Genomic DNA, 23,456 nt, shown 5'->3' with positions numbered 1-23,456 from the left:
GTCACCCATAAGTTCATGGATGTGTGGTGACACTAATCAATACAAAGGAAATACCGTTGACGGATTAGGTTCCTAGGTCTTATCCGTCAACGTTAATATAGATATAGGGGGTGTCCTATATGAGGGATGTCCCCTTTACCCCTTGCCAAAACCAAAAAGCTTTTTTACCATAGAGTAGAGAAAAGACTTAATGGAGAGTGCTGATTTGGTTATCGATACATGGAAAAAAATAGAGAAGTCTCAATTTGCCGCTATATATTTAGTTTACGGAAATGAGTCATTTATTATTAATGAAACGAAACAAAGGATTGTCTCAAGCGCCATTTCAGAGGAAGAAATGGATTTTAACTTTTCCAGCTATGACCTGGAGGAGACGCCGATAGAAGTAGCGATTGAAGATGCTGAAACCTTTCCCTTTATGGGAGAAAAAAGAGTAGTCATTCTTCAGAATCCCGTTTTTTTAACGGCTGAAAAAACAAAAGAAAAGGTAGAGCATAATATCAAGCGCTTTGAACAATACATACAATCACCTGCACCATACACGATACTTGTAATCACCGCGAATTACGAGAAATTGGACGAGCGTAAAAAAGTCACCAAGTCCTTAAAAAAACTCGCGGAAGTAGTGGAAGCCAAAAAATTGAATGAGCATGAACTGAAATCCTGGGTAAGGGAAAGGGCAGCCGGAAATAATGTTCAGATCGATGAAGATGCCGTTGAATTATTGCTCACGCTTGCAGGAACAAACCTGATGATGCTCACTCAGGAATTGGATAAGCTCTCTTTATATGCAAGTGACACGAACAGGATCGATATAGAAGTAGTAGAGCGGTTAACCGCCAGATCGCTGGAACAAAATATTTTCACCCTGGTGGATAAAGTTGTTCACAGGAGAATCGATGAGGCATTAAGGATCTATTACGATCTCCTCAAGCAAAATGAAGAGCCTTTAAAAATCCTTGCGATCCTGGCTGGTCAATTCCGCTTGATCTACGGTGTCAAGGAGCTGTCTCGAAGAGGATATGGTCAACAAAAGATTGCATCCACCTTAAAGGTGCACCCGTTCAGGGTGAAACTGGCAGCTGGACAGGCAAAGCACTTCAATGATAAACAGCTGGCCATTATTATTGATCTACTTTCACAGGGGGACTATGAAATCAAAACAGGCAAGATCAAAAAAGAACTGATGATAGAAATGTTTCTATTTAAGCTTCATGATCAAAGTTTTACGTAAAAAAAACCACCCGGCCGTTTTGGCAGGGTGGTTTTTTTCAATTAGTTCGCTTTTTTCATTAGGCGAGACTTTTGACGATCTGCAGCGTTTTTGTGGATAAGACCTTTTTGAGCTGCTTTGTCTAATTGACGTACCGCTTCAGTTACTAGATCTTTCGCGTTATCAGCGCTGTTAGTCGCAGCTGCTTCTGCTTTCTTGATAGCAGTACGCATTGTAGATTTTACTGCAGCGTTTTGAGCGTTACGCTCGTTGCTAGTTTTTACGCGTTTGATAGCTGATTTGATATTTGGCATTCCTGTCACCTCCTATAAAAGGATCGAGATTCTATGTGACTCGATTTAAATTCCTAAACAATAAGAACAAATGATATTTTATCAAACGGTCAGTGATATTGCAATACTATGAAGTGAAATTAAACAAGTGAATGAACACCTCCCAAAAAGGTAAACATAAAAAAATACTGGATAATATCCCAAGCCTGGAGGTAAGTCGAAATGAAAAAAGAAGAAATCGATCTAAGTAAATATTCCATCCGTACCGATCTTGCCGTGGAAGCAAAAGAAATGGTGGATGCAGATAAAGCGGAAAATACGTCATCCATACAGGGTGTCATGATTAAAGAAAGAGAAGAAGACGGAGTGAAAGTTTCCCTGGTCACGGTGACACCTGAAGGGGAAGAAAAAATCGGCAAGAAACCGGGAAATTATTTGACCATCGAGGCTCACGGTATACGTGAAGAAAATACAGAGCTCCAACAACGGGTTGAAAAGGTATTCGCCAATGAACTTAGCCAATTTTTGATTAATAATAAGATCAGCAAAAATGCAAGCTGCCTGATTGTCGGGTTGGGAAACTGGAATGTGACTCCTGATTCTCTGGGACCACGGGTATGTGAAGATGTCATTGTGACAAGGCATTTATTTGAACTTCAGCCTGAATCAGTGGAAGAGGGGTATCGGCCGGTCAGTGCCCTCGTCCCAGGTGTCATGGGACTGACGGGGATCGAAACGAGCGATATCATATTCGGAGTAGTCGAAAAATCAAAGCCGGACTTTATCATAGCCATTGACGCCTTGGCCTCCCGTTCCATTGAACGCGTCAATGCGACCATCCAGATCTCAGACACAGGTATCCATCCGGGATCGGGAGTGGGGAATAAACGAAAAGGCCTCGATCAGGAAACGCTTGGTGTCCCGGTCATAGCGATCGGTGTCCCTACCGTACTGGATGCTGTAACGATCGTCAGTGATACGGTGGATTTCCTATTAAAACATTTTGGAAAAGAAATGAGAGAAGGCGATCGTCCGTCAAGATCCCTTGCTCCTGCAGGATTAAGCTTCGGTGAGAGAAGGAAATTAACAGAGGAGGACCTGCCTGAGGAAGAGCACCGACAAACCTTTATGGGCATTGTTGGGACACTGCCGGATCAGGAGAAACGGAAGCTGATCCATGAGGTCCTTGCCCCAATCGGTCATAACCTGATGGTAACACCGAAAGAAGTGGATGTATTCATGGAGGACATGGCGAATCTGATCGCGAGCGGCCTTAATGCGGCGCTGCATGATGCAGTGGATCAGGAGAATACGGGGTATCAGACGAGATAAATGAGGATTGATGATCACGCCTTGAGGGGAGTCCAGACCTTGAGGCGTTTTTGGTTTTCAGATTTAGCGTGGTAAGACGTTTCACTGATAAATATGGAATATCGCGGATATCTTCCCTGAATGTCTTATTGACTGCCCCATCCCAAAGACAGTAGAATCCCGTGTTCTAACCGGCAATCCCCACCCACCGCAAAAAATAATAGGTCCCCCCGTTTAACTTTCTCCCAATCATCTCATAATGACTACTAAATATAGTTCTACTATCTCTATCAAATTCATAGATTGTACTAGAGTAAAGAAAAAGAAAGGGTGGGAAAATGAGATCATATAAAGCCTCTAACTATGTTATCGCGATAAATATGTCAACGATACTGAAAGGGATGCTGATCTTTGTGGTGGGATTACTTTCGATTTTTTCGGTTACAGGTATCCTCACATCCTTGAACCCTGAGTACAGAATTACGTCGAACTCTCTCAATCAAGCTGCTTCCAATGTGAAGGGTGAGGTTTTATATAAGATATTGGCAATGGAAAACCGGTCTTTCAATCAGGTTTTTCCAGAAGAGGAGCGGGCTTTACCCGGACTGTCTTCTATTTTGTTTCAGGTGGCAACCAACGTAAGCTTTGAAGACCCGCGAAGCTTCCTTGGTCGTGAGCTTCCCGGCTTCTCGATTTTCGATGGGGACATCATGGTGGCAGGAGAGGGGACGGATTTTACGAATATGCCGATTGAATCTGTGCCGCCTCCTGAGGCTCTGGAATCAGGAAATGAAGCCCCGCTCAAGAATGTAAGCGATTTGAAAGAAACCAATCAAAAAAGCGGTGACGTGGCACCGCCATTATCCACCGGAAAGAAAAAGACGGTCCTTCTTTATTTCACTCATACACGTGAATCCTATTTACCTTACTTGGAGGGAGTCACGAATCCCGATTCTGCCATGCATTCTAAAATCAATGTAACCAGGGTAGGGGATATGGTGAAGCAGGATTTGGAGGATCTCGGGATCGGTACGAGCATTGATAAAACGGATGTCATCCAGAATCTGAATAATAAAGGTCTCGATTATTGGGCGGCTTATCAGGAATCGAGACCGCTCGTGCAGGCAGCGATGACCAGTAATAAAGATTTACTGTATATGGTCGATATTCATCGGGATTCCCAGAGAAGAGATGTTACGACCGGAACGATCAATGGAAAATCATATGCGAAGCTTGCCTTTGTGGTAGGAGAAGAGCATCCCAACTATGAGAAAAACCTGCAAGTGGCCACAGAACTTCATAGACGACTGGAATCGAAGTTTAAGGGGATTTCACGCGGTGTCATTGCCAAAAAAGGAAGCGGGACGAACGGGAAATTCAACCAGGATCTTTCCGGGAACGCCATGCTCATAGAGTTTGGCGGGGTGGATAATACGTTTGAAGAGCTTGAGAGAACCGCGGAGGCGTTCGCTGAAGTATTCGCGGATTACTACTGGCAGGCAGAAAAGGTGGATCACGCACCGATTACTCCAGCTGTAAGTCAGTAATAAAAGGATGGATGAAACCATGACAAAATTTTTTTTGAAATGTTCACTTCTCATAGCTGCATTGTTCATCGGGGTGTTGATCGGGATGCAATACGCCAATGAAGGAATTGTAGAAATGAAGGGTCATGATCAACAAAAGTTCACCTCTCCCGTCGGAGTCAGTCAGAACGGGGAAGGGAATGTAGAGGCATCCTTCCTCGGGAATGAGGTGGATGCCAAAACCTTGAGTGAGAAGAAAGAGAAATTAGAAGAGATGAAAGCCTTCAACGTCTTTTCATCCATCGGTAAAGTGATAGCGGATACGATTGAAAGTATCACCAATAAGATTGTCGATGTGATCGCTTCATTGATATAAAGATAAAAGAGCAGGCCATTACGGTCTACTCTTTTTATTGTTATATGGATGACCGGATTCTTTGAAAAATGAAGGGAATCTTACAATTCATCCCACTCCTTTTAGTTTACATTGAATAATATATTGTCTACTGCTATAATTCAAAATAGTGTACATGTGTGGAAATAACAGGAGTTGAACGAATAATGAACCGTGAAGAGAAATTAGAGAGACAGTCGAGAATCAGGAACTTTTCCATTATTGCTCATATCGACCATGGAAAGTCTACCCTCGCTGATCGGATACTAGAAAAGACGAAAGCACTGACTGCGCGTGAAATGAAAGCGCAATTGCTAGATTCAATGGATCTTGAGAGAGAACGTGGAATCACCATTAAATTGAACTCTGTACAATTAAAGTATCAGGCCAAGGATGGGGAAGAATATATCTTCCATCTCATTGATACACCGGGGCACGTAGATTTTACATACGAAGTATCCCGTAGTTTAGCTGCTTGCGAAGGAGCTGTCCTTGTAGTGGATGCCGCTCAAGGGATCGAAGCCCAGACGCTTGCAAACGTTTATCTTGCCTTGGATAATAACTTGGAAATCCTTCCAGTTATCAATAAAATCGACCTTCCTGCAGCTGATCCTGAAAGGGTTCGTCAGGAAGTAGAAGATGTCATCGGTCTGGATGCATCGGAAGCTGTCCTTGCATCAGCCAAAGCCGGAATCGGAATCGAGGAAATCCTTGAGCAGGTAGTGGAAAAGGTCCCTGCTCCTACAGGAGATCCAGATGCACCATTGAAAGCCCTGATCTTTGACTCATTGTATGATGCCTACAGAGGGGTCGTTGCCTACATCCGTGTGATGGAAGGAAGCGTCAAAGTAGGGGATAAAGTCCGTATGATGGCAACTGGCAAAGAGTTTGAAGTGACCGAGATCGGTGTCTTCACACCGAAAGCGACGGGTCAGAAAGAATTGACCGTCGGCGATGTTGGTTATTTGACGGCAGCAATCAAGAATGTAGGGGATACCCGTGTCGGTGATACCATCACCCTAGCGAACAATCCTGCCGAGGAAGCACTGCCTGGGTACCGTCGATTGAATCCGATGGTCTACTGTGGTTTATATCCGATTGATTCAAATCGTTATAACGATTTGAGGGAAGCACTCGAGAAGCTTGAATTGAATGATTCCGCGCTTCAATATGAGCCTGAAACATCACAGGCATTAGGATTTGGGTTCCGTTGTGGATTCCTTGGCCTTCTTCATATGGAGATCATTCAGGAGCGTATCGAACGTGAATTCAAAATCGACCTGATTACGACAGCGCCAAGCGTTATCTATCATGTGAATTTGACAGATGGCGAAGAAGTCAAGGTCGACAACCCGTCCATGATGCCGGATCCGCAAAAAGTCGATCATGTAGAAGAACCATATGTGAAAGCAACGATCATGGTTCCGAACGACTACGTCGGTGCCGTCATGGAGCTTTGCCAAGGTAAACGAGGTAATTTCATCGACATGCAGTATATGGATGATACCCGAGTGAACATCGTTTATGAAATCCCGCTTGCTGAAATCGTATATGACTTCTTCGATCAATTGAAGTCGAATACAAAAGGGTACGCTTCATTTGATTATGAGCTTATTGGATATAAGGAATCCAAGCTTGTGAAGATGGATATCCTTTTAAATGGTGAAAATGTCGATGCTTTAAGCTTTATCGTTCACCGTGACTTCGCTTATGAACGTGGTAAGCTGATCGTTGAGAAGTTAAAGGAGTTAATTCCGAGACAGCAGTTCGAAGTGCCCGTACAGGCAGCGATCGGACAGAAGATTGTTGCAAGATCAACGATCAAAGCGATCCGGAAGAACGTTCTGGCTAAATGTTATGGTGGAGATATTTCACGTAAACGTAAACTTCTTGATAAACAAAAAGAAGGTAAAAAACGTATGAAGTCCGTTGGTAACGTTGAAGTTCCGCAAGAAGCCTTCATGGCCGTCTTGAAAATGGACGATACAGATAAAAAATAATGCTCATGAACATAAAGGGGGAAAAGTGGCTTGTTATGCAAGCATTACTTACCCCCTTTTCTCTATGAATGCCTCAAAAGGAGGGAAACACATGGTCAAATCAGCTTATATCCACATCCCTTTCTGTGAACATATTTGTCACTATTGTGATTTTAATAAAGTCTTTCTAGAAGGTCAGCCCGTAAATGAATACTTGATCAGCTTAGGAAATGAAATGAAGCAAAGAGTCTTGTCCCGGGACAATCTCGATACGATTTTTGTCGGTGGAGGGACACCAACTTCCTTGAATGCAAACCAGTTGGAAATGTTATGTAAATCCATCACGACCCATTTGCCGTTTGAGCAGGGTGAATTCACCTTTGAAGCGAATCCTGGTGATTTAACCGAAGATAAACTCCGCGTTTTAAAAGATCACGGTGTGAATCGGTTGAGTTTTGGAGTGCAGTCCTTCAATGATGACCTTCTGAAAGGAATCGGGCGGACGCATAAGAGCAAGGATGTCTATACGTCAGTTGAGACCGCTCAAAAAGTGGGGTTCTCTAACATCAGCATCGACCTGATTTACAGTCTCCCAAGACAAACAGAAGAAGATTTCCGGGATACCTTAAAGAAAGCCCTGGATCTCGATCTTCCTCATTACTCTGCTTACTCACTCATCGTAGAGCCGAAGACGGTTTTCTATAATTTGATGAGAAAGGGTAAGTTGTCCCTTCCCTCTCAGGACCAGGAAGCAGCCATGTACGAAGTCCTGATTGAAACGATGGAGAAATATGGGATCAATCAATATGAAATCAGTAATTTTGCCAAACCGGGATACGAAAGCAAACACAATCTCGTTTATTGGGACAATAATGAATATTATGGTTTAGGTGCGGGTGCTCACGGATATATAAACGGAGTACGTTATTCAAACTACGGACCCCTAAAGAAATATATGGACCCGATATCACAAGGATCCCTGCCGACGATCCAGCAGCATGAAGTCACCAAGGCAGAAATGATGGAAGAGGAAATGTTCCTCGGCTTACGTAAAGTAGAAGGAGTAAGTAAAACCATATTCCAGCAGAAATTTGATTGCAGTATCGACTCTGTCTTTGGTTCATCCATCGATGAAATGGAGAAGCGAGGGCTGCTCTCGGTAACTGATGATCGGGTAGCCCTTACAAAGCAGGGGCGCTTTTTAGGCAACGAGGTATTCCAATCATTCCTTGGGGTAATCTAATTGGTCAAATCACTTAGTATAGGTGTGTATATTTAGTCTTGTAATATACAACTGTTACTCAGACAGTTGATTGGAGCGGAGTTGCTCGACTCCTGCGGGAAATGCGTGAAAGTTGAGACCCCGCAGGGCTTTAGCCCGAGGAAGCTCAACTCACGCCCCGCGGAAAGCGAGCACCTGTAGCGGAAATCACCAGCACTCACTATTTTAAACGGCCAGTCAAAAGGCTTAATGAAAACACCCGATCTAATATATTGACATCCCTTTTCTGATTTGATAATTTATTAATTAGATTTAGCACTCATCTTATTAGAGTGCTAACAGGGGTGATGAATGTTGTTAACAGATCGACAACTTCTAATTCTTCAAGTGATCATTGATGATTTTATTCTTTCAGCTCAGCCTGTCGGTTCCAGAAGTTTGTCCAAGAAGGATGAGATATCTTTCAGCTCAGCTACCATTCGGAATGAAATGGCTGATTTGGAGGAATTGGGTTTTATTGAAAAAACACACACATCTTCTGGACGTGTTCCGTCAGAGAAGGGTTATCGATACTATGTGGATCATTTACTTTCTCCGCAAAAACTTAAAAAGAATGATGTTCATGCATTACGCTCCATTTTTACAGAGCGGATGTACGAACTTGAGAAAGTGGTCCAGAAATCGGCGAAGATCCTTTCAGAGCTGACCAATTATACAACTATTGTGTTGGGACCAGATCTAAAGGAAAACAAGCTGAAGAAGATCCAGCTGATTCCTCTTAACAAGGATACGGCAATCGCCATTATCGTCACGGATAACGGACATGTTGAAAATAAACTGTTCCATATCCCGCCGACAATGGATGCATCTGAGCTTGAGAAGCTTGTGCATATTCTTAACGACCGTCTGACTGGCGTACCGATCAGTGAATTGAACGATAAGATTTTTAAAGAAGTCGCTCTTTTACTCAAAGAGCATATTCAGAATTATGATTTTATCCTTCATTCCCTAACGGACTCCTTCAATCCATCGGTCACGGATAAGCTGTTCTTTGGAGGAAAGACCAATATCCTGAATCAACCCGAGTTTAATGATGTGCAAAAGGTTCGCATGCTTCTTGAAATGATTGAACAGGAAGAAAGCATCTATAATCTGATCCGGCCATCTGCTACCGGGGTGAACATTAAGATCGGGAAAGAAAACGATCATCTCGCCATGGAGAATTGCAGTCTCATAACCGCTACTTATTCAATTGGTAAAGAACAATTAGGTTCCATAGCGATCATCGGGCCCACCCGGATGGAGTATTCCCGGGTCGTAAGTTTACTTAATTTCTTCTCGAACGATATGTCCAAGGTTCTGACGAAGCTGTATCAAAGTGGGGATTAGTGGACATATTGTATAAAGGAAAAAAGGGCTCCGGAAGCAGTCTTTTAAGGCGCTTCCGTGGCTTCAAATGAACGAGATCAAAGTGACATGTTCATATTTTTTTAAGGAGGTGAATGTTATGTCTGAAGAAACGAAACAAGAGCAGCAGGAAGCGAAAGAGGAGAACAGCGAAGTAGTGGAAGAAGTGTTCGCTGAAGAGCCTCAAGTCGAAGAAACAGCGGAAGAGCAAGTATCAGATGAGCTTTCACAATTAGAGGAAAAGCTGAATGAATCTGAAAATCGTTATCTTCGTCTAAGAGCCGATTTCGATAATTTCCGCCGTCGCGTAAATGTTGAAAATGAAGCGAAGGAAAAATATCGTGCTCAAGGATTGATTACGGAACTATTGCCGGCACTCGATAATTTCGAGCGTGCTTTAAATATAGAAGCTGATAATGAACAAACGAAACAATTGCTTCAAGGAATGGAAATGGTTCACAGAAGTCTTGTTGATGCCCTTAAGAAAGAGGGAGTGGAACCAATTGAAGCGGTTGGTCAGGAGTTTGACCCTCACTTGCACCAGGCAGTCATGCAGGTGGAAGATGAAAATTTCGACAGCAATGTCGTTGTCGAGGAATTCCAAAAGGGATATAAGCTGAAAGACAGAGTAATTCGTCCTTCCATGGTGAAGGTCAGTCAATAAAATAGACATTACATATACAAAATAGGGAGGTTTCTTACTATGAGTAAAATTATCGGTATTGACTTAGGTACAACAAACTCATGTGTATCAGTACTTGAAGGTGGAGAACCTAAAGTTATCGCGAATGCAGAAGGAAACCGCACGACTCCTTCGGTTGTTGCGTTCAAAAATGGTGAAAAGCAAGTTGGGGAAGTTGCAAAGCGTCAGGCAATCACAAACCCTAACACAATTATCTCAGTGAAACGTCACATGGGAACAGATCACAAAGTAGAAGCAGAAGGAAAAGAATATACACCACAAGAAATTTCAGCTATGATTCTTCAACACTTAAAATCATATGCAGAAGATTATCTTGGAGAAAAAGTGGAGAAAGCAGTCATCACAGTTCCTGCTTACTTCAACGATGCAGAACGTCAAGCTACAAAAGACGCTGGTAAAATCGCAGGTCTAGAAGTTGAACGTATCATCAATGAGCCAACTGCTGCTGCATTAGCCTACGGCCTTGATAAAATGGACCAAGATCAAACAATCCTTGTATATGACCTTGGTGGCGGTACATTCGACGTATCAATCCTTGAACTTGGTGACGGAGTATTCGAGGTACGCTCTACTGCCGGTGACAATCGTCTTGGTGGAGATGACTTTGACCAAGTCATCATCGATTACCTTGTTGCTGAATTCAAGAAAGAGAACGGAATCGATCTTTCTAAAGATAAAATGGCTCTTCAACGTCTAAAAGACGCAGCTGAGAAAGCGAAGAAAGATTTATCTGGAGTGACTTCAACTCAAATCTCACTTCCATTCATCACGGCTGGAGAAGCAGGACCTCTTCACTTAGAAGTGAATCTTTCAAGAGCGAAGTTCGATGAAATTTCTTCTGATCTTGTCGAGCGTACAATGGGACCAACTCGTCAAGCAATGAAAGATGCTGGTCTTTCTGCAAGCGAAATCGATAAAATCATTCTTGTTGGTGGATCAACTCGTATCCCTGCTGTACAAGAAGCAATCAGAAAAGAAACTGGTAAAGAACCTTCTAAAGGCGTTAACCCGGACGAAGTTGTTGCCATGGGTGCAGCGATCCAAGGTGGAGTTCTTACTGGAGATGTGAAAGATGTTGTTCTTCTTGACGTTACACCACTTTCACTTGGTATCGAAACAATGGGTGGCGTATCAACGAAGCTGATCGAGCGTAACACAACGATCCCAACATCTAAATCCCAAACATTCTCAACTGCTGCTGATAATCAAACAGCTGTTGATATTCACGTATTACAAGGTGAGCGTCCAATGGCTGCCGACAACAAAACGCTTGGTCGTTTCCAATTAGCGGACATTCCACCAGCACCACGTGGAGTACCACAAATCGAAGTGAAATTCGATATCGATAAAAACGGTATCGTGAATGTAAGTGCGAAAGACCTTGGAACAGGTAAAGAGCAAAACATCACGATCAAATCTTCAACAGGCCTTTCAGACGACGAAGTAGAACGCATGGTGAAAGAAGCCGAAGAAAATGCCGAAGCAGATAAAAAGCGTAAAGAGGAAGTCGAACTTCGCAACGAAGCAGACCAACTTGTATTCCAAACGGAAAAAACGCTAAAAGATCTTGAAGGCAAAGTTGAAGAAGAAGAAGTGAAAAATGCGGAAGATGCGAAAGCAGAACTGAAAGAAGCGATCGAGAAAGATGATCTTGATCTTATCCGCGAAAAGAAAGATGCATTGCAGGAAATCGTTCAAAGTTTAACGATGAAGCTTTATGAGCAGGCCCAAGCGGAAGCACAAGCGGCTCAAGGAGCTGAAGGGGAAGCTTCGAAAGATGACGATGTAGTCGATGCTGAGTACGAAGAAGTAAACGACGACAAGAAATAATGTAGATTGAACGAAAAAGTCAAAGTCAGGGCGGTTCTTGGCTTTGACTTTTTCTATGATTGAAGAAGCAGAAGATGTTCATTCATCTAACAGACACAAACTATTGTAAGGAATGTTGAGTTTTTATTGATAATAGTTGAAGCTCAATGTTAAAATAACCTTTATGCAAAGGATTCGGGAGTGGTGTTTTAATGAGTAAACGGGACTATTATGAGGTTCTTGGGGTCGGAAAAGATGCCTCGAAAGACGAAATGAAAAAAGCATACCGCAAGCTCTCCAAAAAATATCATCCGGATATTAATAAAGAAGCGGATGCGGATGAAAAGTTCAAAGAAATATCGGAAGCTTATGAAGTCTTAAGTGATGATCAGAAGCGTGCCCAATATGACCGTTTCGGACATACAGATCCTAACCAGGGCTTTGGTGGCGGTGCTGACTTTGGCGGAGGCGGCTTCGGAGGTTTTGAAGACATCTTTAATACATTCTTCGGAGGCGGCGGAGGTCGCAGAAGAGATCCGAATGCCCCTAGACAAGGTGCGGATCTTCAATATACGATGTCACTGACATTTGAAGAAGCGGTATTCGGTAAAGAAACAGAAATTGAGATTCCGAGAGAGGAAGAATGTGACACGTGTAAAGGTTCAGGAGCGAAACCTGGCACGAAGGTCAATACATGTTCTCACTGTAATGGATCGGGTCAATTGAATGTTGAGCAGAATACACCATTCGGCCGCATCGTGAACAGAAGGGTTTGTCACTACTGTAATGGTACAGGTAAGCAAATCAAGGAAAAATGTTCTACATGTGGTGGAGATGGTAAGGTCCAGAAGCGTAGAAAAATCTCTGTCAAAATTCCGGCAGGTATCGATGATGGACAGCAATTGCGTGTGACTGGTCAAGGTGAACCAGGTATAAATGGCGGCCCTGCCGGTGATTTATATGTTGTTTTCCATGTCCGCTCACATGATTTCTTCGAGCGTAACGGAGATGATATTTATTGCGAAATGCCTGTGACGTTTGCTCAAGCGGCACTGGGTGATGAGATAGAAGTACCGACACTGCATGGTAAAGTGAAGCTGAAGGTACCTGCGGGAACCCAGACGAGTACAAGATTCCGTCTAAAAGGAAAAGGTGTACCGAATGTGCGTGGATATGGTACTGGAGACCAGCATGTACAAGTGAAGGTGGTCACTCCATCCAAGCTGACGGATAAGCAGAAGCAATTATTAAGAGAATTTGCTGACATCAGCGGACAAATCCCTGATGAACAGCATGAAAGTTTCTTCGATAAAGTGAAAAAAGCCTTTAAAGGCGAATAACTCAGAACGGAGTTGGTAGATCAATGAAATGGTCAGAAATCAGTATTCTTACGACGAATGAAGCGATTGAGCCGATTTCAAACATTCTTCATGAATCAGGTGCAAGCGGTGTGGTCATAGAAGATCCTGCCGAGTTAATTAAGGAAAGAGAAGATATGTTTGGTGAGATCTACCAACTCAATCCTGACGATTATCCGACAGACGGAGTTTTGGTTAAGGCATATTTACCGGTCAATAGTTTCCTCGGAGAAACAGTAGATGAGATTAAGCAGGGAATTACGAATCTTGTGACCTATGATATCGATATCGGTGAGAACAAAGTGGAAATCTCAGAAGTGAATGAAGAAGAGTGGGCTACAGCCTGGAAGAAATACTATCATCCTGTTAAAATTTCCGATAAGTTCACCATCGTCCCTACTTGGGAAGACTATACTCCCGTTCATAGTGACGAACTCATCATTGAATTGGATCCGGGAATGGCGTTTGGAACAGGGACGCATCCCACTACAGTCATGTGTATCCAAGCTCTCGAGAGAATCGTAAAGGAACACGATTCGGTCATCGATGTCGGCACTGGTTCAGGTGTATTGTCCATTGCATCCGCTCTTTTAGCAGCAGACAAAGTAAGGGCATATGATCTGGATGAAGTGGCTGTCCGATCAGCGAGATTGAATGTGAAGCTAAACAAAGTACAGAGTACGGTGTCGGTGGATGCCAATAACCTGTTGAATGGTGTGACCGGACAGGCAGATGTGATCGTGGCGAACATCCTGGCTGAGATCATCCTTCGTTTTACAGAAGATGCCTATGAGCTTGTGAAACCGGGTGGATATTTTATCACATCGGGGATCATCCAGCCCAAAAAGCAGGAAGTGCGTGACTCATTGGAGGCTGCAGGTTTCAAGATAGAGGAAATCATGGTCATGGAAGACTGGGTTGCGATCATCGCATTGAAACCCCAGTAAAACAAAGTAAAAACGGTGGAGTTGAACCTGAATGCAACGATATTTTATTAACAGCCTATATCGAGAAAATGATCCGATTATCATAACGGGAGACGACTATCATCACATGGTGCGTGTGATGAGAATGAAGGAAGAGGATGAAGTATTCGTCGTCTTCAAGGATCAGGCATCAGCGATCACCCGTATTGAAACGATTTCCAGTGACGCAGTCGAGCTATCAATAGTACAATGGGAAACATCGACGAAAGAATTACCAATTAAAGTAACCATTGCGAGCGGACTGCCGAAAGGGGATAAATTGGAGTTGATTTTCCAAAAGGGTACAGAGCTTGGAGCCACTCGATTTATCCCTTTTAATGCGGATCGCTCCATTGTGAAATGGGACGATAAAAAAGCAAAGAAAAAAACGGAGCGGTGGGAGAAGATTGTGAAGGAAGCGGCTGAACAATCGCATAGACTGCTTGTCCCTGAAGTATCTGCGCCCGTTTCACTCAAACAATTGATTCAAGAACCGTTCGAATATAAACTTGTCGCTTATGAAGAAGATGCACGAGCGGGTGAAAAGGGGAACCTTTCTAAGGTGCTAACCTCTATTGAGCCTGGACAGAGTATCCTGGTCGTATTCGGCCCTGAAGGCGGATTATCGGAAAAAGAAATAGAGCTGTTGAGGAGCGAAGGGTTTCTTACTTGCGGGCTTGGCCCGAGGATTCTGAGGACGGAAACGGCTCCGTTATATGTACTCTCAGCCGTCAGCTATCAATTAGAACTTATGAGGTGATTGTAATGCCATCAGTAGCGTTTCACACTCTAGGGTGTAAAGTGAACCACTACGAAACAGAAGCCATTTGGCAACTTTTTAAAGAAGAAGGATATGAACGTGTAGAGTATGACTCCATCGCAGATGTTTATGTCATTAACACATGTACGGTAACCAATACAGGGGACAAGAAGAGCAGGCAGGTCATTCGCCGTGCCATTCGGAAGAACCCTGACGGTGTCATCTGTGTAACGGGGTGCTATGCCCAAACGTCCCCTGCCGAAATCATGGCCATCCCCGGCGTCGATGTCGTAGTAGGTACTCAGGATCGCAGGAAAATGCTTACGTATATCGAAGAATACAAAAAAGAGCGCCAGCCAATCAATGGCGTTACGAATATCATGAAGAACCGTGTTTACGAAGAACTGGATGTCCCGGCATTCACGGATCGTACCCGGGCCTCTCTTAAAATACAGGAGGGCTGCAATAACTTCTGTACGTTCTGTATCATCCCATGGGCACGTGGGCTGATGAGATCCCGTGATCCTGAAGAAGTCATCAACCAGGCTCAGCAGCTTGTCGATGCAGGCTACAAAGAAATTGTCCTGACAGGGATCCATACCGGAGGATACGGTGAAGATATGAAGGATTACAATCTTGCTATGCTTTTAAAGGATTTAGAGCAAAAAGTGAAGGGGCTTAAGAGAATCCGTATTTCTTCCATTGAAGCCAGTCAACTGACGGATGAAGTCATTGATGTGATCGATCAATCCGATATCGTAGTAAGGCATCTGCATATTCCGCTTCAATCAGGCTCGAACACGGTCCTGAAGAGAATGCGCAGAAAGTACACGATGGAATTTTTTGCAGAGCGATTGGAAAAACTTAAAAAGGCATTACCTGGTCTTGCTGTTACGTCCGATGTCATTGTTGGTTTTCCGGGGGAATCGGAAGAAGAATTCATGGAAACGTATAATTTCATCAAAGAACATAAATTCTCTGAGCTGCACGTGTTCCCATACTCCAAACGTACAGGTACGCCTGCTGCCAGAATGGACGATCAGATTGATGAAGACATCAAGAATGAACGAGTTCACCGCTTGATTGAGCTTTCAAATCAATTAGCGAAAGAATATGCTTCCGAGTTCGAAAACGAAGTGCTCGAGGTTATCCCTGAAGAAATTTATAAGGATGATCTCTATGTAGGATATACGGATAACTATTTGAAAGTGGTATTTCCTGCAACGGAAGACATGGTAGGGAAATTGGTGAAAGTGAAACTCACCAAAGCAGGTTATCCTATAAACGAAGGACAATTTGTGCGAGTACTTGAAGAGGCAGATGAAAAAGCTGTAATCTAATAGATGAAGGCACCTGATAACTGTTGGGTGCCTTTTTTGTTTTTGTACAATAATACTTTGTATCCACTTTCTTTTTTTTCGTCAGAATCAAATTATCTATTGATTAGTGCAGTAGAAGGTTGTAAACTATTATTGTTAATCAAATACAGTGAATGGATCTTTTTTTTAAACTAATAGTGCAAACGATTGCATTAAATGTAAGCGTTTGTATCTTACTATACTTTGATGAGGTGTTACGATGAAAAAGGCATGGCGTAAAGAGGCAGTGGGATACCAAATCTACCCTAGGAGTTTCCAGGATTCTAACGGTGACGGCATCGGGGATTTGCAGGGAGTTATACAGCGGTTGGATTATATTAAAGAATTGGGAATCGACGTGATCTGGATTTGTCCGATGTACAAATCTCCAAATGATGATAATGGATACGATATTTCTGATTATCAAGATATCATGGAAGACTTCGGAACGATGGCTGATTTCGATCAATTACTGGACGAAGTACACAAAAGAGGGATGAAACTGATCATTGATCTGGTTCTCAATCATACTAGTGACGAGCATCCGTGGTTCATCGAGTCTAAGAGCTCTAAAGAAAATCCTAAACGTGACTGGTACATTTGGAGAGATGCCAAAAAAGGCAAGGAGCCGAATAACTGGGAAAGCATCTTTGGAGGATCGGCATGGGAATATGATGAGGAAACAGATCAATATTTCCTGCACGTCTTTTCAACGAAGCAGCCTGATTTGAACTGGGAAAACGAAGAAGTTCGTGAGGCACTATATGATACGGTTAATTGGTGGCTTGATAAAGGGATTGACGGCTTCAGGATCGACGCAATCAGCCATATCAAGAAACGTCCTGGACTACCTGACATGCCGAACCCAAAGCAAGAAAAATATGTTTCTTCCTTCGACATGCATATGAACCAAAAGGGAATTCATACATTCCTTCAAGAGTTCAAAGATCGAACGTATGCCAACTATGATGTTATGTCTGTCGGCGAAGCAAACGGCGTTAAAGCGGACGAGGCTGAACTATGGGTAGGGAAAGAAAACGGGAAAATGGATATGATTTTCCAATTTGAGCATCTGGGTTTATGGGATGCTGAAACAAATCCTGATCTAGACATTGTGGAATTAAAGAAGGTCCTGACCCGCTGGCAAAAAGGTCTTGAAGGAAACGGCTGGAATGCATTATTCATTGAGAATCATGATAAACCCCGTGTTGTTTCCACTTGGGGGAACGACCTTGAATTCTGGAAAGAAAGTGCCACTGCAATGGCAGCCATGTATTTCCTCATGCAGGGAACTCCTTTCATTTATCAGGGCCAGGAAATCGGCATGACCAATGTTCAATTCCCTTCCATTGAAGATTATGATGATGTGGCGGTTAAAAATCTATATCGTCTAAAGCGTGAAGAGGGAGTCCCTCATCAGGATATCATGGAAATCATTTGGGCATCCTCACGTGATAACAGCAGAACGCCGATGCAATGGTCAGGTGAACAAAACGCTGGATTCACGACGGGTACACCGTGGATGAAAGTGAATCCAAACTTTACGACAATCAACGTAGAGGCGCAGGAAAAGGATGAAAACTCCATTCTCAACTTTTACAAGAAAATGATTCAACTGAAGAAACAGGAAGATGTCTTCACGTATGGAATCTATGATTTACTCCTTGAAAAAGACAAGCAAATCTATGCCTATACCCGTACAGGGGAAGATACATCCATGATCGTCATCACCAATCTTTCAACCAAGGAAGCCGTATGTGACCTGGATGAACTAAAAATCTCTTCATCTGATCTTCTGTTGAACAATTATGACGTAGACAGTCATGAAGAGTTGAGCACATTCATTCTCAAACCATACGAAGCGAGAGTGTACAGAATATAATCACTTCTCGCTTGAGCCCCGGTCTAATCGACCGGGGTTGTTTTTAATTTTATCCAAAAAAATGAAAAGGTTTTCTTTATTTTGGGAGATACTACAAAGTACTCGTCTTTTTCTCATAGTTTTGGTATGATAAGAGAGGTACGGACAACTGTTAAAGGAGAGATATTAAATGACTATGAACATTGCAAGTATGATCGATCATACTTTACTTAAACCTGAATCAACTAAAGACCAAGTAGAGGTACTTTGCCAGGAAGCAAAAGAATTTAAATTTGCTTCTGTGTGTGTAAACCCTACCTGGGTACAATATTCAAGTGAATTATTAAGCGGTACGGAAGTAAAAGTATGTACCGTGATCGGGTTCCCACTTGGAGCTTCTACACCTGAAACAAAAGCATTCGAAACGAAAGATGCGATCGAAAAGGGTGCAACGGAAGTCGATATGGTCATCAATATCGGTGCATTGAAAAGCGGAGACCACGATTTGGTGAAGCGTGACATCGAAGCTGTTGTTGCAGCTTCTAAAGGAAAAGCACTTTCTAAAGTCATCATTGAAACATGTCTTCTTACTGAAGAAGAAAAAGTGAAAGCATGTCAACTTGCTGTAGATGCAGGAGCAGACTACGTGAAAACATCAACCGGATTCTCTACTGGAGGTGCGACTGTAGAAGATATCGCATTAATGAGAAAAACCGTTGGACCTGAAATTGGCGTTAAGGCTTCAGGTGGCGTACGCTCCCTGGAAGATGCGCAGGCAATGATCGAGGCTGGAGCTACTCGATTAGGAGCGAGCTCAGGCGTGAAAATTGTACAAGGTTTAACAAGCGATTCAGATTATTAATAGAGAAAAAGCTGAATGGGACATGGTTGCCCGTTCAGCTTTTTTTTGAGAGATGGATGTTCTCAATCAATCTGGCAAATCGATTGGCGAAAGGGAGGACTAAAAGGGAACAGATCAGATTAAAGATGACGCTCGCGTGGGCCAGCTGTAAATCCGCAGAGCCTGCAAGCGCCATTACAACCGTAGCGAGTAATGGAATGAATGGGATGAACATGGCAACACCAATTACATTCAGCCAGATATGAGCGTACGCTGTCAGCTTTGCCTGTGTCCCGCCGCCTATGCTCGCAATAAAGGCCGTGATGCATGTGCCGACGTTTGCCCCCAGCATGATGGCTATCCCTGCATGAAGGTCAATGGAACCTGCAGCAAGAAACCCCATCGTCACCCCGGTCACGACAGTACTGGATTGAATGATGGCGGTTAGCACACACCCAATCAGTAAGGCAAGAATGATATGTTCGTTCACCTGTAGCATGTAAGCCCGCAAGGATTCGTGCGTAGTCAAAGGGGTTGCAAGCCATTGGATTGCCCGGATGGATGTGAATATCAATCCGAATCCGACAAATATCATACCTGTACTTCTGATCTGAGGTGACCGGAATAAATACAGTATGCACCCGGAGATCATTGATGGGATAATGAGGTAGTTCATATCCAGTGTGAACATCTCAAGGGTGAAAGTGGTCCCGATATTCGAACCGAGCATAATGCCGATGGTCTGACGGAAAGGGATTAACCCGGAAGAAGCAAGTCCTACGGTAAGGACCATGACGGCAGAACTGCTGTGGATAAAAGCGGTGACGACCGTTCCCGTCATGACTCCCTTAACTGGTGTGTTCGTAAGATAATGAAGCCACTTCTTGATCTTTTCATTTGCAATATTAAATAAACCGGATCTCAACCAGGTCATTCCGAATAAGAAACATAAGATGAAAAAAATAAAGGCGACCCCATGTAAAAGCATTGAATTCCTCCTGTACACCAGTACGAATACTATAAATGTATGGAGAAATTCAGTGAGACATGCCTATTTATATGAGTGTTTTATGATAAATTGTTGACCTGACACATATCATATATTATAATGGCAAAGTACATGAGTTTCTTTGTAATCTTAAAGAAATTCATCCAAGAAAGACATACACTTTCTGTCCCCTTGTGACAATAAGGCAAGGGCAAAGCCATAACCTATTGGTGAAGTAAAGGGACGTCAGGTAATCCTGCGTCTTGAGAAATTGGTACAAACCATTTCTTGACTTGAACATGTAAGTGTAGTGTGTTCGGAGGGAGGGAAAGAGAGATGTCAAAAACAGTTGTTCGTAAAAACGAATCGCTTGAAGATGCTCTTCGTCGCTTCAAACGCTCAGTTTCTAAAACAGGAACTTTACAAGAGTTTAGAAAGCGCGAATTTTATGAAAAGCCAAGCGTAAAACGCAAAAAGAAATCAGAAGCTGCAAGAAAGCGTAAGTTCTAAGAGAGGGTGTAAGTATGAGTCTTCTCAATCGTTTAAATGATGATATGAAACAAGCGATGAAAAATAAAGAAAAAGAGAAGCTTTCCGTTATCCGCATGCTAAAGGCTTCACTTCAAAATGAAGCAATCAAACATGGGAAACAGGAACTCTCTGAAGACGAAGAGTTGACTGTCCTTTCTCGAGAAGTGAAGCAACGGAAAGACTCCCTCCAGGAATTTCAAAACGCTGGTCGCGAAGACCTCGTTGAAAAAATTCAAACAGAACTGACTTACGTCGAAATATATATGCCTAAACAGCTTTCAGAAGAAGAAGTCTCTGCTATTGTCCAACAGACGGTAACGGAGGTAGGTGCTACTTCTAAAGCGGACATGGGCAAAGTGATGGGGGCAATCATGCCTAAATTAAAAGGGAAAGCCGATGGAGCTCTCGTCAACAAACTTGTTCTTCAACATCTATCATAAGATTAAAGAAACCGGAAAGCTTCGATGCTTTCCGGTTTTTTTAAAACCGATTTCAGTAAAGATGAAAATTTTCAAAAATGATGAAACTTTTCTAATAGGTCATCCGTACATAGAGTATCAAGGAATATTACCTGAAACGAGGGGGTTAAGTTGAGGAGAGGTATACTTGCTTTATTAATCGTGATCCTTGGGTGCAGCTTTCTGCAGCCGCTTGTCGGTTCTGCTAAAGATGCGGATCGGGTATATGTGATTCCCATTCAAAAAGAGGTTGAAAGAGGGCTTCATGCATTTTTGGAAAGAGCGATCAAAGATGCGGAAGACCACGATGCTGAACTGATCATTTTTGATATTGATACACCTGGGGGATTGGTGGATGCCGCCGGTGATATCGGTCAACTCATGGATGGCATCGATACGAGGACGATTGCATTTGTGAACAATCATGCGCTTTCAGCGGGAGCATTCATTTCCCTTCATGCAGATGAAATCTATATGGTGCCCAACGGACAAATGGGGGCTGCAGCTGTCATAGATCAAGCGGGAAATGCCGCCGATAAGAAGGCTCAAAGCTATTGGCTGTCGGCCATGAAAAGTGCTGCCGAATCGAATGGGAGAGATCCTCAATATGCATTGGCCATGGCAGATGAGTCAATCGTCATTGAAGAACTCGGGATTGAAAAAGGCGAACTCTTAACGTTGGGTTCAAAGGAAGCAAAGGAAATCGGTTATTCTGAAGGGACTGTCAAAGACCTCGATGAATTGTATGAAACGATCGGAGTGGAAAAATCCTCTGTAAAGCAGGTGGAAGAAACGTTTGCGGAAAAACTCGCCCGTTTCATCACGAATCCTGTTGTCGTACCGATCCTTCTGTCCCTTGCAAGCATTGGGTTGATTGTAGAGCTGTATTCACCGGGATTTGGAATTGCCGGTTCTATCGGCCTGATATCCCTTGTATTATTCTTTTATGGACACTTGGTTGCAGGGCTTGCTGGATACGAAACCATTATCCTTTTTGTCATTGGTATTATTCTGATTGTGGCGGAGTTCTTCCTGCCTGGCGGAATATCCGGGGGACTCGGGATAGGTGCGATCCTTGGAAGTATTATGTTGGCTGGGGGCGATATGATGCAGATGGGGATATCGGTTCTGATCGCTTTATTGATTGCAGCTGCGACAGTGATTATCTTTGTAAAGGTGTTTGGTAAAAAAATGAAATTTTTTAACAAAATCATTTTAAACGATTCCACCAGCACGGAAAGCGGATATGTTTCAAATGCCAATCGATTGGACTTGATTGGGAAAGAGGGCGTAACGAAAACGCCTCTAAGACCATCCGGTACTGTGATAGTGGAAGAAGAAAGAATTGATGCTGTAACAGAAGGCGGCTTTATCAAAGCAGGTGAAAAGGTTAAGATTGTTAAGGTTGAAGGTTCAAGGATTGTAGTAAGAGACATTTCATAATACTTTAGGAGGTAAGAAATTATGGTTATAGGACCAAGTACGATTTTACTCCTCGTTGCAATTGTGGTGGGGATTATCGTTTTAGCTGTTTTATTTACATTTGTACCAGTCATGCTGTGGATTTCAGCTATTGCAGCAGGCGTTAGAATCAGCATTTTTACACTAGTGGGGATGAGATTGAGACGTGTTATCCCAAGTCGTGTAATCAATCCATTAATTAAAGCGCATAAGGCAGGGATTACGGTCACGATCAATCAGCTTGAGAGCCACTATCTTGCCGGGGGGAATGTAGACAGGGTCGTTAATGCGTTAATTGCTGCTCATCGTGCAAACATCGAATTGACGTTTGAACGCTGTGCTGCCATTGACCTTGCAGGTCGTGACGTATTGGAAGCGGTTCAAATGAGTGTTAACCCAAAAGTGATCGAAACACCATTCATTGCCGGTGTAGCTATGGATGGTATTGAAGTGAAAGCCAAAGCGCGTATTACGGTTCGTGCAAATATAGACCGCCTGGTCGGGGGTGCCGGTGAAGAGACGATCGTTGCCCGTGTAGGGGAAGGGATTGTATCTACGATCGGTTCATCCGACAATCACAAAAAGGTACTGGAAAACCCGGATTTGATTTCTCAAACGGTTCTTTCAAAAGGTCTGGATGCAGGTACTGCATTTGAAATTCTCTCGATTGATATCGCCGACGTTGATATCGGTAAGAATATCGGTGCTGAACTGCAAACAGAGCAAGCAGAGGCAGATAAGAACATCGCTCAGGCAAAAGCGGAAGAAAGAAGAGCAATGGCCGTTGCCAATGAGCAGGAAATGAAAGCAAGGGTAGAAGAAATGAGAGCGAAGGTTGTGGAAGCGGAAGCAGAAGTCCCACTCGCCATGGCTGAAGCCCTAAGATCAGGCAACATCGGTGTGATGGACTATATGAACCTGAAGAACATCGATGCTGATACAGAGATGAGAGACTCGATTGGAAAACTGACAGGGGATAAAAAAGATCCAAAAAACGATAAGTAATCTCCCTTTGTTT

Annotated in this window: 21 protein-coding genes; 19 read left to right on the top strand and 2 right to left on the bottom strand. The window is 43.2% G+C overall.

All coding sequences use genetic code 11. The features are described 5' to 3' along the window. Positions 1 to 205: 205 nt before the first annotated feature. Entirely contained in the window at positions 206 to 1,234 is a 1,029-nt protein-coding gene (holA, locus tag SLH55_RS00445; RefSeq protein WP_219168103.1) for a DNA polymerase III subunit delta, read from the top strand. Positions 1,235 to 1,275: 41 nt separating this feature from the next. On the opposite strand, the gene rpsT is transcribed toward holA, so the two are convergent. Further along, positions 1,276 to 1,527, bottom strand: a complete 252-nt coding sequence (gene rpsT / locus SLH55_RS00440) for a 30S ribosomal protein S20 (protein ID WP_034757447.1) — start codon at positions 1,525 to 1,527, stop codon at positions 1,276 to 1,278. Between the two features lie 201 nt (positions 1,528 to 1,728). On the opposite strand from rpsT, the gene gpr reads away from it, so the two are divergent. The 14 genes from gpr to deoC all read left to right on the top strand — a co-directional run bounded on the left by gpr (position 1,729) and on the right by deoC (position 19,021). Next, positions 1,729 to 2,838, top strand: a complete 1,110-nt coding sequence (gene gpr, locus SLH55_RS00435) for a GPR endopeptidase (RefSeq protein ID WP_219168104.1) — start codon at positions 1,729 to 1,731, stop codon at positions 2,836 to 2,838. 317 nt (positions 2,839 to 3,155) lie between these two features. Then, on the top strand, positions 3,156 to 4,364 hold the full coding sequence (gene spoIIP, locus SLH55_RS00430; RefSeq protein ID WP_219168105.1) for a stage II sporulation protein P: 1,209 nt from the start codon (positions 3,156 to 3,158) through the stop codon (positions 4,362 to 4,364). Between the two features lie 19 nt (positions 4,365 to 4,383). After that, positions 4,384 to 4,719, top strand: coding sequence for a DUF3679 domain-containing protein (locus tag SLH55_RS00425; protein ID WP_219168106.1), 336 nt, complete (start codon positions 4,384 to 4,386; stop codon positions 4,717 to 4,719). Between the two features lie 185 nt (positions 4,720 to 4,904). Continuing rightward, on the top strand, positions 4,905 to 6,737 hold the full coding sequence (gene lepA / locus SLH55_RS00420) for a translation elongation factor 4 (RefSeq protein WP_413787073.1): 1,833 nt from the start codon (positions 4,905 to 4,907) through the stop codon (positions 6,735 to 6,737). Between the two features lie 91 nt (positions 6,738 to 6,828). Further along, the gene (gene hemW, locus SLH55_RS00415) at positions 6,829 to 7,959 is read left to right on the top strand and encodes a radical SAM family heme chaperone HemW (protein WP_219168107.1); all 1,131 of its coding nucleotides are present in this window, start codon (positions 6,829 to 6,831) and stop codon (positions 7,957 to 7,959) included. 333 nt (positions 7,960 to 8,292) lie between these two features. Beyond that, positions 8,293 to 9,327, top strand: coding sequence for a heat-inducible transcriptional repressor HrcA (gene hrcA / locus SLH55_RS00410; protein ID WP_219168131.1), 1,035 nt, complete (start codon positions 8,293 to 8,295; stop codon positions 9,325 to 9,327). A gap of 118 nt (positions 9,328 to 9,445) precedes the next feature. After that, positions 9,446 to 10,009: a nucleotide exchange factor GrpE gene (grpE, locus tag SLH55_RS00405; RefSeq protein ID WP_219168108.1), complete on the top strand. Its 564-nt coding sequence runs from the start codon at positions 9,446 to 9,448 to the stop codon at positions 10,007 to 10,009. 39 nt (positions 10,010 to 10,048) lie between these two features. After that, positions 10,049 to 11,878 (top strand): molecular chaperone DnaK, encoded by a 1,830-nt coding sequence (gene dnaK / locus SLH55_RS00400; RefSeq protein ID WP_219168109.1) that lies wholly within the window; start codon positions 10,049 to 10,051, stop codon positions 11,876 to 11,878. Positions 11,879 to 12,069: 191 nt separating this feature from the next. Then, positions 12,070 to 13,197: a molecular chaperone DnaJ gene (gene dnaJ, locus SLH55_RS00395; RefSeq protein WP_219168110.1), complete on the top strand. Its 1,128-nt coding sequence runs from the start codon at positions 12,070 to 12,072 to the stop codon at positions 13,195 to 13,197. A gap of 23 nt (positions 13,198 to 13,220) precedes the next feature. Continuing rightward, the gene (gene prmA / locus SLH55_RS00390; protein ID WP_219168111.1) at positions 13,221 to 14,162 is read left to right on the top strand and encodes a 50S ribosomal protein L11 methyltransferase; all 942 of its coding nucleotides are present in this window, start codon (positions 13,221 to 13,223) and stop codon (positions 14,160 to 14,162) included. A gap of 31 nt (positions 14,163 to 14,193) precedes the next feature. Beyond that, entirely contained in the window at positions 14,194 to 14,940 is a 747-nt protein-coding gene (locus tag SLH55_RS00385; protein ID WP_320322270.1) for a 16S rRNA (uracil(1498)-N(3))-methyltransferase, read from the top strand. Positions 14,941 to 14,945: 5 nt separating this feature from the next. Next, complete coding sequence (gene mtaB, locus SLH55_RS00380) at positions 14,946 to 16,280, top strand: tRNA (N(6)-L-threonylcarbamoyladenosine(37)-C(2))-methylthiotransferase MtaB (RefSeq protein WP_219168113.1); 1,335 nt, start codon at positions 14,946 to 14,948, stop codon at positions 16,278 to 16,280. A 238-nt stretch (positions 16,281 to 16,518) separates the two neighbouring features. After that, complete coding sequence (locus tag SLH55_RS00375) at positions 16,519 to 18,180, top strand: glycoside hydrolase family 13 protein (protein ID WP_219168114.1); 1,662 nt, start codon at positions 16,519 to 16,521, stop codon at positions 18,178 to 18,180. A gap of 169 nt (positions 18,181 to 18,349) precedes the next feature. Further along, positions 18,350 to 19,021 (top strand): deoxyribose-phosphate aldolase, encoded by a 672-nt coding sequence (deoC, locus tag SLH55_RS00370; RefSeq protein ID WP_219168115.1) that lies wholly within the window; start codon positions 18,350 to 18,352, stop codon positions 19,019 to 19,021. A 34-nt stretch (positions 19,022 to 19,055) separates the two neighbouring features. On the opposite strand, the gene SLH55_RS00365 is transcribed toward deoC, so the two are convergent. Further along, positions 19,056 to 19,988, bottom strand: a complete 933-nt coding sequence (locus tag SLH55_RS00365; protein WP_219168116.1) for a Na/Pi symporter — start codon at positions 19,986 to 19,988, stop codon at positions 19,056 to 19,058. A gap of 336 nt (positions 19,989 to 20,324) precedes the next feature. On the opposite strand from SLH55_RS00365, the gene rpsU reads away from it, so the two are divergent. The 4 genes from rpsU (at position 20,325) to floA (ending at position 23,443) form a co-directional block, all read left to right on the top strand. Then, positions 20,325 to 20,498: a 30S ribosomal protein S21 gene (rpsU, locus tag SLH55_RS00360; protein ID WP_032087602.1), complete on the top strand. Its 174-nt coding sequence runs from the start codon at positions 20,325 to 20,327 to the stop codon at positions 20,496 to 20,498. A gap of 14 nt (positions 20,499 to 20,512) precedes the next feature. Beyond that, a complete protein-coding gene (locus tag SLH55_RS00355) occupies positions 20,513 to 20,959 on the top strand; it encodes a GatB/YqeY domain-containing protein (protein ID WP_219168117.1) in 447 nt (148 codons plus the stop codon). Between the two features lie 150 nt (positions 20,960 to 21,109). Next, positions 21,110 to 22,420, top strand: coding sequence for an NfeD family protein (locus SLH55_RS00350; RefSeq protein ID WP_219168118.1), 1,311 nt, complete (start codon positions 21,110 to 21,112; stop codon positions 22,418 to 22,420). Between the two features lie 27 nt (positions 22,421 to 22,447). Further along, positions 22,448 to 23,443, top strand: a complete 996-nt coding sequence (gene floA / locus SLH55_RS00345; RefSeq protein ID WP_219168132.1) for a flotillin-like protein FloA — start codon at positions 22,448 to 22,450, stop codon at positions 23,441 to 23,443. The last annotated feature ends 13 nt before the right edge of the window (positions 23,444 to 23,456 follow it).

The organism is Rossellomorea sp. YZS02, from assembly GCF_033963925.1.
Classification (GTDB): domain Bacteria; phylum Bacillota; class Bacilli; order Bacillales; family Bacillaceae_B; genus Rossellomorea.
This window is presented reverse-complemented; position numbering and strand designations above follow the sequence as displayed.